The organism is Streptomyces sp. SP18BB07, assembly GCF_036322545.1.
Lineage (GTDB): Bacteria > Actinomycetota > Actinomycetes > Streptomycetales > Streptomycetaceae > Streptomyces > Streptomyces deccanensis.
Window position 1 is genome coordinate 36,972 of the sequence record NZ_JAQYWT010000237.1, and the last position, 12,940, is coordinate 49,911.

General features: G+C 72.9%; 8 protein-coding genes. 6 read left to right on the forward strand and 2 right to left on the reverse strand.

Going from position 1 to position 12,940, the window contains the following annotated elements:
- Positions 1-176 precede the first annotated feature (176 nt).
- Positions 177-1,838: a DUF5691 domain-containing protein gene (locus tag PUR53_RS07570; protein ID WP_329898631.1), complete on the reverse strand. Its 1,662-nt coding sequence runs from the start codon at positions 1,836-1,838 to the stop codon at positions 177-179.
- A gap of 142 nt (positions 1,839-1,980) precedes the next feature.
- A complete protein-coding gene (locus PUR53_RS07575; protein WP_329907805.1) occupies positions 1,981-3,357 on the reverse strand; it encodes an SWIM zinc finger family protein in 1,377 nt (458 codons plus the stop codon).
- 274 nt (positions 3,358-3,631) lie between these two features.
- Here PUR53_RS07575 and PUR53_RS07580 point away from each other — a divergent pair, with 274 nt between their 5' ends.
- The 6 genes from PUR53_RS07580 (at position 3,632) to sucD (ending at position 12,911) form a co-directional block, all read left to right on the forward strand.
- Entirely contained in the window at positions 3,632-4,705 is a 1,074-nt protein-coding gene (locus tag PUR53_RS07580; RefSeq protein ID WP_443080275.1) for an AAA family ATPase, read from the forward strand.
- A 443-nt stretch (positions 4,706-5,148) separates the two neighbouring features.
- Positions 5,149-7,581 (forward strand): DUF5682 family protein, encoded by a 2,433-nt coding sequence (locus tag PUR53_RS07585; protein WP_329907856.1) that lies wholly within the window; start codon positions 5,149-5,151, stop codon positions 7,579-7,581.
- 151 nt (positions 7,582-7,732) lie between these two features.
- On the forward strand, positions 7,733-8,899 hold the full coding sequence (locus PUR53_RS07590; protein ID WP_329907807.1) for a VWA domain-containing protein: 1,167 nt from the start codon (positions 7,733-7,735) through the stop codon (positions 8,897-8,899).
- Between the two features lie 260 nt (positions 8,900-9,159).
- Entirely contained in the window at positions 9,160-10,137 is a 978-nt protein-coding gene (locus tag PUR53_RS07595; protein WP_329907857.1) for a hypothetical protein, read from the forward strand.
- 689 nt (positions 10,138-10,826) lie between these two features.
- The gene (gene sucC, locus PUR53_RS07600) at positions 10,827-12,005 is read left to right on the forward strand and encodes an ADP-forming succinate--CoA ligase subunit beta (protein WP_329898635.1); all 1,179 of its coding nucleotides are present in this window, start codon (positions 10,827-10,829) and stop codon (positions 12,003-12,005) included.
- A 21-nt stretch (positions 12,006-12,026) separates the two neighbouring features.
- Entirely contained in the window at positions 12,027-12,911 is an 885-nt protein-coding gene (gene sucD / locus PUR53_RS07605) for a succinate--CoA ligase subunit alpha (protein ID WP_329898636.1), read from the forward strand.
- Positions 12,912-12,940 lie beyond the last annotated feature (29 nt).

The window sequence follows — 12,940 nt, forward strand, 5'->3', positions numbered from 1 at the left end:
GAGTGCGGCCCGGTGGGGCTTCTCGCGCAGTTCCCCGCGCCCCCGAAAAGCCAAGCAGGGGCTGCGCCCCGCTTCGCTTTTCAGGCCCGCAGGGCCTGAGCTTTCAGGGGCGCGGGGAACTGCGCGACCAGCCCCACCGGGCCGCACCCGATCACGCGCCCAGCCCTCCCCGGGTCCTAGTCGGCGGTCCCCTCTGCCCGTGCCAGCTCCGTTCTCATCGTTGCTCGGAGGCGCAAGGTCGTCGTCAGGCGTTGGAACGCCTCGGCCCAGTAGCCGCCCGCCCCCGGCGCCGCATCCTCCGCGTCCTCCGGCGTGGCCGTCAGTGGTTCGAGACGCACCGTCTCCGCCGGGTCCAGGCACCGTTCCGCCAGCCCCATCACACCGCTGAAGCTCCAGGGATAACTGCCGGCGTCCCGCGCGATGTTGAGCGCGTCCACCACGGCCCGCCCCAGCGGCGGAGCCCACGGCACCGCGCAGACCCCGAGCAGCTGGAACGCCTCCGACAAGCCGTGCGTGGCGATGAACCCCGCCACCCACTCGGCCCGCTCCCCGCTCTCCAAGGTCGCCAGCAGCTTCGCCCGCTCGGCCAGCGACACCGCGCCCGGCCCGCCGGCCTCCGGCGTGGACGGCGCCCCCAGCAACGCCCGCGACCACCCCGGGTCCCGCTGCCGCACGGCCGCCCGGCACCACGCTCCGTGCAGCTCGCTCCGCCAGTCGTCCGCGACCGGCAACGCCACGATCTCCTCCGGCGTACGCCCCCCGAACCGCCGCGACCAGGCCCCGAGCGGTGCCGCCTCCACCAGCTGCCCCAGCCACCACGACCGTTCACCCCGGCCCGCCGGGGCCTTGGGCAGCACACCGTCGCGCTCCATGCCGGGGTCGCACTCGTGCGGGGCCTCCACCACGATCGTGGGCGCCCCCGGGACCGTGGACGCGCTGCCGGTGTGATCGACGGCCACACACGCGGTCGCCCGCTTCGCCATCCGCCGCGCGAGCGCCGAGTCCGGGAGCGCGGACAGCAACTCCGCCGCCGTGGCCCGCACGTTCCGGCTGCGGTCGGCCAACGCGGCCTCCAAGAAGGGCTCGTCCGCCGCTTCCAGTCCCGTACGGAGCGTGTCGAGGAACATGAGCCGGTCCTCGGCCCGCTCCGTCGACCACGTGGACGACAGCACCTCACGTGCCGAGGCGGCATCCCGCGCCCGTACCGCCGTGAGCAGGGCGACGCGCTCCGCGAACAGGCCTTCCTGCCAGAGCTGTCGGACCCGTTCGGGCTCGTCCGGACCGGGGAGCGACGCGCCGCCGCCGGGCGCCGCGCGCAACGCGAAACGCCAGTCGGGGTTCAACCGGGCCAGCCACAGGGCCCGCGAGCCCGCGAAGGCCAGCACGGCGGGACGCAGATCCGTACGGCCGCGGGCCGCGTCCAGCAGGGCGGGCAGGACCTCCGGAGGCGCCGCGTATCCGTAGGCGTTGGCCAACGCCAGCCATTGGGGGAGGAGTTCCATCAGATCGGGCGCCGCGCCCCGGCGGCCGCCGCCGGTGCCGGGGCGGTCGGTCAGCAGCGTCGTCAACCGCCGCGTCGCTGCCGGTGGCAGGGGTGGACGCGGGTCGGGAGCCGCCGGTGCGGGCCGCGCCGCCGCCCGCACCGGCCGTATCCCCGCCCTGCGCCGTACGGCCGCCACGGCCGCCGCGTCCAGCAGCGCGACCGGCGCCTCCCGGCCCGACCGGGCCCCCGGTGGCGTACGCCGGTCCGTGCCGAGCAACGCGGTGGTGACCAGCTCCTCCCAGGCGAGCGCTGACGTGCCCGCTGTGGGGGAGGGGTCGCCACTGGTACTGGTCATGTGGGGTCCTTCCGTACGGCGACGGTTGGGTGAAGCGGGATGGGTGCGGCGGGGCCGGGGAAGAGGGGATGCACGAAAACTCCGCCGCCGGCATCATCGCCGCCTGCCGTCGTGGTTTCGTTCGGCTGGTCGACGTCTCGTCTCAACACAGTGGCACCGCCTGCCCGGTGGGTTCCTGGGTGTTCGTTCCCTCGGCGGCCCAGGCCGTCAGTGGTGTGAAGCCGTGGTGGCCGCACTCGCCGAAGACCGTGAGAGGTGCCCCGCCGGAGAGCGCGACGAGCCGCCAGAGGCCGGGGCGGGAGCGGGCGGATGAGGTGAGGGGAAGGGCGAGATCGCTGTCGGCGTCGACGAGTTGCCAGGAGTCTCCGTCCGGGGCGGGTATGACACGGGTGAGCGTGACCGGGTACGAGTCGAGCCACGGGTCGTCCTGGAGGGCCGTGCCGTACCGGGCCGCCGCTTCGGACGGGGTGATGCCCGGCGGGCGTACGGACGAGGGCTCGGGCGCCGTGAATCGCTCGCCCAGGGCCGCGCGCAGTTGTCCCGCGCCCGGATACGCCGCGACCTCCGTCTCGAAGGCCAGCCCGACCGGGAGCGACAGCTCGGGGGCGCGACCGGAGGCTCCGTAGGAGAGGAGCAGCGCTGTACGGCCCGACCTCGTGCCGTACAGCCAGATCCGGCGGGTGGTGAGGCGGGAGTCGGAGGTGTCGTACTGGGCGAGTGTGAGCCAGTGGTCGCGGACCGGGGGGCCGTCCGGGGAGCCGGACAGGCCGATCCGGGAGCGGACCGTGGCCGCGAGGCCCTCCGGGAGGTGTGCGCGGCGCAGCCACCCCTGATCCAGCAGATGGAGGAGCGCGCACTCCTCCAGGAGGCGGACCGGCCAGCCCGGGCCCGAGCCCGGTATCGCACCCAACTCCCGCACCCGAGCCGCCAGTCCGGGCGCCTGGGCGTCGACCATACGGGCCGCCGTCTCCTCCCAGAGCCCGTATCCCGCCTGTTCCGCGGCGGCCAGGCCGCCGCGGAACAGGTCGGTCAGGCGCTGTTCGAGCTCCGCCGCGCCCGCGGTGATCCGGTCGGCGCGCCGCTCGGCTCGGCGACGCGCCGCCTCGGGGTCAGCGGACGTGGCCCCAGATGCCGCGTCCGTCCTCGTCGTCTTCTCCGCTGCGCGTGTGCGGCGGCCGGCAAGCCACTGCTCCGCCCAGTCCGGCGCCTGCCCAGGAGGCACCGCGGTGTCGTCGCCCGCCCAGAGCAGGAGCAGTCCCAGCGCATGCTTGCACGGGAACTTCCTGCTCGGACAACTGCACTTGTAGGCGGGCCCGGTGGAGTCCGCGACGTCGATCACTGTTTGATACGGCTTGCTGCCACTGCCTTTGCATAGTCCCCACACCGTCCCCTCGTCCGAAGTACCCGCCGCCGACCAAGGTCCGGCCACGGCGAGTTTGCTTCCGGCTTTGCGCGACGCTGCGTCAGGTGCCAATGCCAGCACCTGCTCAGCCGTCCAGCGCACCCCCTGCTGAGTCATGTTCTGAAGGTAGATCCCACCACTGACAATTGGCTTGCGCGATCCAATTTCCCCAGGTCAGACTGGATTGTCAGTGGCGTGGTGCAGTGTGGTCAGCAGATCCGAACCGGCCGAGCTGGAGGGGGACTCAGCCATGCCTGCGTCTGCTGGAACGACCACTGTCGACCCGAGCCACAACCAGTCCGCGCCCGCGAACACGCACACGAGCGCGCACCCGGACACGCGTGGGGACGCGCACACGGACACCCGCCCGGACACCCGTTCGGACGGTGTGGTGCTGCGGGCGCACGCCGAGCACGCCTTCGCCCATGAACTCGCCACGCTGGCTGCCCAGGACGACCGGCCCAGGCCGGCCCGCTGGAGGCTCTCTCCGTGGGCCGTCGCCACCTATCTGCTCGGGGGGACCCTGCCGGACGGCACGGTGATCACACCGAAGTACGTCGGACCCCGCCGCATCGTCGAGGTTGCCGTCACCACGCTCGCCACCGACCGCGCGCTGCTCCTGCTGGGCGTGCCCGGCACCGCCAAGACCTGGGTGTCCGAGCACCTGGCGGCGGCCGTCAGCGGCGACTCCACGCTGCTCGTGCAGGGCACGGCGGGCACACCGGAGGAGGCCATCCGGTACGGCTGGAACTACGCGCAGCTGCTCGCCCACGGCCCGAGCCGCGACGCCCTCGTGCCCAGCCCCGTCATGCGGGCCATGGCGGAGGGCATGACGGCACGCGTCGAGGAGCTGACCCGGATCCCGGCCGACGTCCAGGACACGCTGATCACGATCCTGTCCGAGAAGACGCTGCCGATACCGGAGTTGGGGCAGGAGGTGCAGGCCGTCCGGGGCTTCAACCTCATCGCCACGGCCAACGACCGCGACCGTGGGGTGAACGACCTGTCGAGCGCCCTGCGTCGCCGCTTCAACACCGTGGTGCTGCCGCTGCCGGAGAGTGCCGACGCCGAGGTCGACATCGTCTCGCGCCGTGTCGACCAGATCGGCCGGTCCCTCGACCTGCCGGCCGTGCCCGACGGCGTCGACGAGATCCGCCGAGTCGTCACGGTCTTCCGGGAGCTCCGCGACGGCGTCACGACGGACGGCCGGACGAAGCTGAAGTCGCCCAGCGGCACGCTGTCCACCGCCGAGGCGATCTCCGTCGTCACGAACGGGCTCGCCCTCGCCGCGCACTTCGGGGACGGCGTCCTGCGGCCCTCCGACATCGCCGCAGGCCTTCTCGGCGCCGTCGTCCGTGATCCCGCCGCCGACCGCGTCATCTGGCAGGAGTACCTGGAGGCCGTCGTCCGCGAGCGTGAGGGCTGGACCGACTTCTACCGCGCCTGCCGGGAGGTGAGCGTGTGAGCGAGCGGGGGGAGGCCGCGGCGACGGGCGGTGGGGACGGTCGGGTCGGCTGGGCGTACGAGGCGAACGGGGCGGACCTGACGAGCCGAACGGACCAGGCGAACCGAACGGACCAGGTGACAAGGGCGGACCAGGCAACCGGGGCGGAGCCGGCCGAGGGAGCGGACAGGGCCCACCTGGCGGGCCGGACCACCGGCGCGGCGGCGCCCGGGCCCGTACCGGCGGGTGCCGGGGCGGAAGCCACTGGGATCGGAGTGGGCGCGGAGGCGGAAGCCACTGGCGTCGGAGTAGGCGCGGACGCGGAGACCACTGGCGTCGGAGTGGGCGTGGAGGTGGAGGCGGAGGCCGAAGCGGCTGGGTGGCCGGGGGTGCGGGCCGACACAGGTGCCGGGGTCGAGGCCGGGCAGCGGGGCGGCGGGGTCCGGGCGCGCGGTGGTGGGCCCTTGCTGCTGGGGGTGCGGCATCACGGGCCGGGGTCGGCCCGGGCGGTGCGGGCCGTGTTGGACGCGGCTCGGCCCCGGGCGGTGTTGATCGAGGGGCCGCCGGAGGCGGACGGGCTGATTCCGCTGGCGGCCGAGGAGGACATGCGGCCCCCGGTCGCGCTCCTCGCCCACGCGGTCGACGAGCCCGGTCGGTCCTCCTTCTGGCCCTTCGCCGAGTTCTCCCCGGAGTGGGTGGCCATCCGCTGGGCCCTCGCCCACGGCGTACCGGCCCGCTTCATCGACCTGCCGGCCGCGCACTCGCTGGCCCGGGCGCGTGAGGAGGACGCCGAAGCCGAGCCGGGGGAGACCCCGCCGCCGGAGGAGGAACCGCTCCGGAGTGACCCGCTCGCCGCACTCGCCGAGGCCGCCGGGTACGACGACGCCGAGCGGTGGTGGGAGGACGTGGTCGAACACCGGGGGACGGGCGGGGACGTCTTCGCCCCGTTCACCGTGCTGGAGGAGGCCATGGGGGCGCTCCGGGACGCGTACGGCACCGGGGGGCGGGACCAGGACCTGGTGCGTGAGGCGTACATGCGGTTGCAGATCCGGGCCGCGCAGAAGGAGTTCGGGGACGACGGTGTGGCCGTCGTGTGCGGGGCCTGGCACGTTCCGGCGCTGCGCCCGAAGCGGACCGTGGCCGCCGACCGGGCGTTGCTGAAGGGGCTGCCCAAGGTCAAGGCCGATATGACCTGGGTGCCGTGGACGAACCGGCGACTGGCCCGGGCCGGCGGTTACGGCGCGGGCATCGACTCGCCGGGCTGGTACGGGCACCTGTTCGGCGCGCCCGACCGTCCCGTGGAGCGTTGGCTGACCAAGGTGGCCGGCCTGCTGCGTGAGGAGGACCGGATCGTCTCCTCCGCGCACGTCATCGAGGCGGTACGGCTGGCCGAGACGCTCGCCGCGATGCGCGGGCGTCCGCTGCCTGGCCTGACCGAGACCACCGACGCCGTACGAGCGGTGATGTGCGACGGCTCGGACGTACCGCTGTCGCTGGTGCGGGACCGGCTGGTGGTCGGGGATGTCCTGGGGGAGGTGCCGGAGTCCGCGCCGGCCGTGCCGTTGCAGCGGGACCTCACGCGGCTCCAGCGGCGGCTGCGGCTCAAGCCGGAGGCGCTGGAGCGGGAGTTGGAGCTCGACCTGCGCAAGGACAACGACGCCGAGCGCAGCCGGCTGCTGCACCGGCTGCGGCTGCTCGGCGTCTCCTGGGGCGAGCCGACCACCTCGCGCGGCAGCACGGGCACGTTCCGGGAGACCTGGCGGCTGCGCTGGGAGCCCGAGCTGTCCGTGCGCGTCGCCGAGGCCGGGGTCTGGGGGACCACCGTGCTCGCCGCGACGACCGCGAAGGCCGAGGCGGACGCCGTGACGGCCCGCTCCCTCGCCGACATCACCGGCCTCGCCGAGCACTGCCTCCTCGCCGAACTCCCGGACGCCCTGCCCGTGGTGATGCGCGTCCTCGCCGACCGCGCCGCCCTCGACGCCGACGTCGGCCACCTCGCCCAGGCGCTCCCGGCGCTCGTCCGCTCCCTCCGCTACGGCGACGTACGCGCCACCGACACGCGGGCGCTGGCCGAGGTCGCCGCGGGGCTCGCGGAGCGCGTCTTTGTCGGCCTGCCGCCCGCGTGCGCCGCGCTCGACGCGGAGGCGGCCCAGGAGATGCGCCGCCATGTCGACGCCGTGCACGGGGCGGTGGGGCTCCTGGCCGACGCCGTGCCGGGGGAGCGAGCGCCACGGGACGAGGCCGTGCAGGGCGAACGGGTCGTACGGGACGAGGCCGTGCAGGGCGTACGGGGCGCCGGTCTGCGGCCCCGTTGGCACTCGGTGCTCCATGTCCTGTCGGTCCGGGACACGGTGCCCGGTGTCGTCCGGGGGCGGGCCGTACGACTCCTGCTGGACGACGGGGAGTTGGCGCTGGACGAGGCGGCTCGGCTCATGGGGCTCGTGCTCTCGCCGGGTACGGCACCGGCCGACGCGGCGTCCTGGATCGAGGGCTTCGTCGGCGGAGGCTCCGGCGGCGGGATGCTGCTGGTCCACGACGAACGGCTCCTGGGCCTGGTGGACGCCTGGCTCACCGGCGTGCCGGCGGACGCGTTCACGGACGTACTGCCGTTGCTGCGGCGGACGTTCTCGGCGTACGAGCCGGGGGTGCGCCGCACACTCGGCGAGCTGGTCCGCCGCGGACCCGGCCGACGGGCCAGCGCGACGGCCGGAGGTGGCGGCATACCGGGCTTCGCCGACGAACTCGACGGCGACCGCGCGGATGCGGTGCTGCCGGTGGTGCGACTGCTGCTGGGCCTGGACGACGACCGCGAGGGCGCTCAGGCGGACCTCGGCGGCCGGGTGAACGCCGGGCAGGAGAAGACCGGTGGCAACGACCTTGTGGGGGTGGCGGGATGACGAACGACGGACTGCGCGAGCCGAGGCGGGTAGCCGGAGCGATGGACGGCAGGGACGGACACGGTCACGGCCACGGGCCGCGCTCGGGCGACCGTCCGACGACCGTCACGGTGATGCCCCTCTGGGTCCGGTTCCGTGCGGGGGTGCGCGGATGACGGCCGGGGCCGAGGTGGATGTGGCCGCCGAGCGGTTGCGGCGTTGGCGGCTCGTGCTCGGCGGGGAGGCGGCGGACGGCACCGGGTGCGCGCTCGGAGGGCGGGACGCGGCGATGGACCAGGCGCTGACCTCCCTGTACGGGAAGGGCGACAAGGCGGGGGCGGGGCAGAACCGTTCGGCGGGGCTCGGGGCGTCGGCGCCGTCCGTGGCGCGCTGGCTGGGGGACATCCGGACCTACTTCCCCTCCTCCGTCGTCCAGGTGATGCAGCGGGACGCCATCGATCGGCTCGGGCTGTCCGCGCTGCTGCTGGAGCCGGAGATGCTGGAGGCGGTCGAGGCGGACGTCCACCTCGTCGGCACCCTCCTCTCCCTCAACAAGGCCATGCCGGAGACGACGAAGGAGACCGCGCGGGCCGTCGTGCGGAAGGTCGTCGAGGACCTGGAGAAGCGGCTCGCGACCCGCACCCGGGCCACCCTCACCGGCGCCCTCGACCGCAGCGCCCGCGTCAACCGGCCGCGCCACCACGACATCGACTGGAACCGCACGATCGCGGCCAACCTCAAGAACTACCTGCCGGAGTACCGGACCGTCGTCCCCGAGCGGCTCATCGGGTACGGCCGGGCCTCGCAGTCGGTGAAGAAGGAGGTCGTCCTCTGCATCGACCAGTCGGGGTCCATGGCGGCATCCGTCGTCTACGCCTCCGTGTTCGGGGCGGTGCTGGCCTCCATGCGGTCCATCAGCACCCGGCTCGTCGTCTTCGACACGGCCGTCGTCGACCTCACCGACGAGCTCGACGATCCGGTCGACGTGCTCTTCGGCACCCAACTCGGCGGGGGCACGGACATCAACCGGGCCCTGGCGTACTGCCAGTCGCAGATCACCCGGCCCGCGGACACCGTGGTCGTGCTGATCAGCGACCTCTACGAGGGCGGCATACGCGACGAGATGCTGAAGCGGGTGGCGGCGATGAAGGCGTCGGGGGTGCAGTTCGTGACGCTGCTCGCCCTCTCCGACGAGGGCGCGCCGGCGTACGACCGCGAGCACGCGGCGGCCTTGGCAGCGCTCGGCGCACCGGCGTTCGCCTGTACGCCCGACCTCTTCCCGGAGGTGATGGCGGCGGCGATCGAGAAGCGGCCGCTGCCGATACCGGACCCTGTGTGATCCGGCGTGAGCGCGTGAGCGCGTGGGGCGGTGGCCGACGTCCGGCGCTCCAGGCGGTAAGTGGTAAGCGGTAACCGGACAAGGGAGGTTGAAAAGCGGACATGAGAACGCGTCGGTGACGGGGGGCTTGCGCGACGGCGGGCGTCCCGTGCGAGGATCGGCAACACTTCACACCCTTCACACGGGTGTTCGCATCTCGCGCATTTTCGCCCCGTGCTCCGCCGTTCCGCCGCACCGGAGGATTGTCCGTCTTGACCTCAGTGACCGCGCTTCCCGGTGCCGGTGCCGTCCTGCGCGTGGCGCGCGGGGCGGCCGGGTGCCGTCCGGTGCGGGTGGCGCTGTTGGTGGGCGGGCTGTTCGTGCTGGGCGTTCTGTGCGGGGAGCGGGCCAGCGCCGCGGACGGGGCACCGACTTCGCCGCCCCTCCTGACCACCGTCACGCAACACGTCACACAACAGGTCACGCAACACGTCGCACGACCGGCCACCGAGCGTGCGGCGCGGCCGGTCTCAGAGCAGGCGGCGCGGCCGGTCACCGAGGTCACCGAGGTCGCCGAATCGGTCGTGCGGCCGGTCACCGAGAGCGTGGTGGAGCCCGTCGCCGAGAGCGTCGTGGTGCCCGTCACCGAGGGTGTCGTGGTGCCGGTGGGGGACCTCGTGGAGTCGGTCACCGAGGGGCTGGGCGGAGTGACGTCGCAGTTGCCGCCGGTGAGTCTGCCGTCGCTGCCCGGGGTGCCGGGGCTTCCTGAGGTGCCCGAGCTGCCCGAGCTCCCCGGGGGGACCACCCTGCCGGTGGAGTCCCTGCCCACGCCTGCCGGTGCGGTGCCGCAGGAGTCGGGGCCGACGGAGGCCGAGAGGCCCGGCCCGGCCTCGGACGGTGCCGGCGGGCGTGACGCCGGACGGGCCACCGGGCCGACTTCCGTTGCCGTCGCGTATGGGCCGAAGGTCGTTGTCGGCGGCCCGGCGATCGTGCGGGCTCCTGCCCCGGCCGCCGCTGACGGGGACAACGGGGGTGCGCCCAGTGCGCGTGTGCCCGCGCAGCAGAACCCGGACGGTCTTCCGACGGGCACCCTCGGCCGGCACTCCGCCGTCGACAACCACGGGCCGCGGCACTCCGAGCCGCACGCCGTCGCCGCTCTCCCCTCGGCGCCGATGAGCCTCGTGCCCGGCGCCCCCGTGGCCGACGCCGCGTACGGGACACGGGACCGGCACCGGGACATCCCCGAGTTCCCCGGCTAGGGACGGTCTCCCACCCCCCAGACCTGTAGCTCTGGTTTGTAGCGCAGACCTGTAGCCCGGTGCGGGCCGACCATGGCCGCCCGCCGTCCGGGCGCTCTCCGCGACGCGTTCGCGGAGCAGCGGCGGACCGCGCACAGCCGCCGCCCGGCGCGGCGATGTCACCGGTCGCGCTTCCCGCCCTCAGGTCACCCCGACAGGTCACCCCGATCCCCGTTCGCGTACCGCGCCGCCCCTACGCCGTAGCGCCAGTTACGTCCGTACTAGACGCGCGGTCACAGTCGACCGACCCTCCGGCGGATCCCCGGACGGCCGAAAGCCGTCGGCCCGGTCCGGGCGGATTCCGGGGGCGGTGACGGTCGGTCTCCCATGGGGAGGAGATCGCCCGTCGGGGCCCTTCGAAGTCGGTGAAGGGCCCTCAGGGACCTCACCGGACGTGCCCCCGTCCGGTGAGGTCCCGCACGCGCGGCACGCCGTGCCAGTGAGCGCGGCATCATGTGACAGGTATCACCGCTCAGGTGTGACCCGCGATTTAGGGGGCTCCCGGAAGCAGCGATAACCTGCGAGACGGACATGCCGCGCGCTCGGACACCGTGTGCGCCTCTCTTGTGACTCTCGGCGGACGTCACGTTGCCCTTCGCGGCACGCCCACGCATCAGACGAACCGCGATCACTGATAGGGACGGAAGCGCGTGGACCTGTTCGAGTACCAGGCGAGGGACCTCTTCGCCAAGCACGGTGTACCGGTGCTGGCCGGTGAAGTCATCGACACGCCTGAGGCGGCGCGCGAGATCACCGAGCGGCTGGGCGGCAAGTCTGTCGTCAAGGCTCAGGTGAAGGTCGGTGGTCGAGGCAAGGCCGGCGGCGTCAAGCTCGCCGCCACCCCGGACGAGGCCGTCGCCCGTTCGACGGACATTCTCGGGATGGACATCAAGGGCCACACGGTCCACAAGGTGATGATCGCCGAGACCGCTCCGGAGATCGTCGAGGAGTACTACGTCTCCTACCTCCTCGACCGCACCAACCGCACCTTCCTCTCCATCGCCTCCGTCGAGGGCGGCATGGAGATCGAGGAGGTGGCGGCCACCCGCCCCGAGGCCGTCGCCAAGACGCCGATCGACGCCAACGTGGGTGTGACCCCCGAGGTCGCCCGTGGCATCGTCGAGGCCGCCAACTTCCCGGCCGAGGTCGCCGACAAGGTCGCCGACATCCTCGTCACCCTGTGGAAGACCTTCATCGAGGAGGACGCCCTCCTCGTCGAGGTCAACCCGCTGGCGAAGGTCGCCTCCGGCGATGTCATCGCCCTCGACGGCAAGGTCTCCCTGGACGAGAACGCGGACTTCCGCCACCCCGACCACGAGGAGCTCGTCGACCACGCGGCCGCGAACCCCCTCGAGGCCGCCGCCAAGGAGAAGAACCTCAACTACGTCAAGCTCGACGGTGAGGTCGGCATCATCGGCAACGGCGCGGGTCTCGTCATGAGCACCCTGGACGTCGTCGCGTACGCCGGTGAGGCGCACGGTGGCGTCAAGCCCGCCAACTTCCTCGACATCGGCGGTGGCGCCTCCGCCGCCGTCATGGCGAACGGCCTGGAGATCATCCTCGGCGACCCGGACGTCAAGTCCGTCTTCGTCAACGTCTTCGGTGGCATCACCGCCTGTGACGAGGTCGCCAACGGCATTGTGCAGGCGCTGCAGCTGCTCAAGGACAAGGGCGAGGAAGTCACCAAGCCCCTCGTCGTCCGCCTGGACGGCAACAACGCCGAGCTGGGTCGCAAGATCCTCTCCGACGCCAACCACCCGCTGGTGCAGCGCGTGGACACCATGGACGGCGCGGCCGACAAGGCCGCCGAGCTCGCGGCTGCGAAGTAAGGGAAGAGGGACAGAACAGCCATGGCTATCTTCCTGAACAAGGACAGCAAGGTCATCGTCCAGGGCATGACCGGTGCCACGGGCATGAAGCACACCAAGCTCATGCTGGCCGACGGCACGAACATCGTCGGTGGCGTGAACCCCCGCAAGGCGGGCACGACCGTCGACGTCGACGGCACCGAGATCCCGGTCTTCGGCACCGTCGCCGAGGCGATCGAGAAGACGGGCGCGAACGTATCCGTCCTCTTCGTACCGCCGGCCTTCGCCAAGGCCGCCGTCGTCGAGGCCATCGACGCCGAGATCCCGCTCGCGGTCGTCATCACCGAGGGCATCGCGGTCCACGACTCCGCCGCGTTCTACGCGTACGCCGTGTCGCAGGGCAACAAGACCCGGATCATCGGCCCGAACTGCCCGGGTCTGATCACCCCCGGTCAGTCGAACGCCGGCATCATCCCCGGTGACATCACCAAGCCGGGCCGCATCGGTCTGGTCTCGAAGTCCGGCACGCTGACGTACCAGATGATGTACGAGCTGCGGGACATCGGCTTCTCCTCGGCCGTCGGCATCGGTGGCGACCCGGTCATCGGTACGACGCACATCGACGCGCTCGCCGCGTTCGAGGCCGACCCCGACACCGACCTGATCGTGATGATCGGTGAGATCGGTGGCGACGCCGAGGAGCGTGCCGCCGACTTCATCAAGGCCAACGTGAAGAAGCCGGTCGTCGGTTACGTCGCCGGGTTCACCGCGCCCGAGGGCAAGACCATGGGCCACGCCGGCGCCATCGTCTCCGGTTCCTCCGGTACGGCCGCCGCGAAGAAGGAGGCCCTCGAGGCCGCCGGCGTCAAGGTCGGCAAGACGCCGACCGAGACGGCGAAGCTCGCGCGCGAGATCCTCAACGGCTGATCCTCGGCCCGGCCGAGCCTTTGTGGGCC

Excerpts from the sequence above, each read along its gene's own strand:
- PUR53_RS07570 (WP_329898631.1), bottom strand. The coding sequence starts at position 1,838 with ATGACCAGTACCAGTGGCGACCCCTCCCCCACAGCGGGCACGTCAGCG.
- PUR53_RS07575 (WP_329907805.1), bottom strand. The coding sequence starts at position 3,357 with ATGACTCAGCAGGGGGTGCGCTGGACGGCTGAGCAGGTGCTGGCATTG.
- PUR53_RS07590 (WP_329907807.1), top strand. The coding sequence starts at position 7,733 with ATGACGGCCGGGGCCGAGGTGGATGTGGCCGCCGAGCGGTTGCGGCGT.
- sucD (WP_329898636.1), top strand. The coding sequence starts at position 12,027 with ATGGCTATCTTCCTGAACAAGGACAGCAAGGTCATCGTCCAGGGCATG.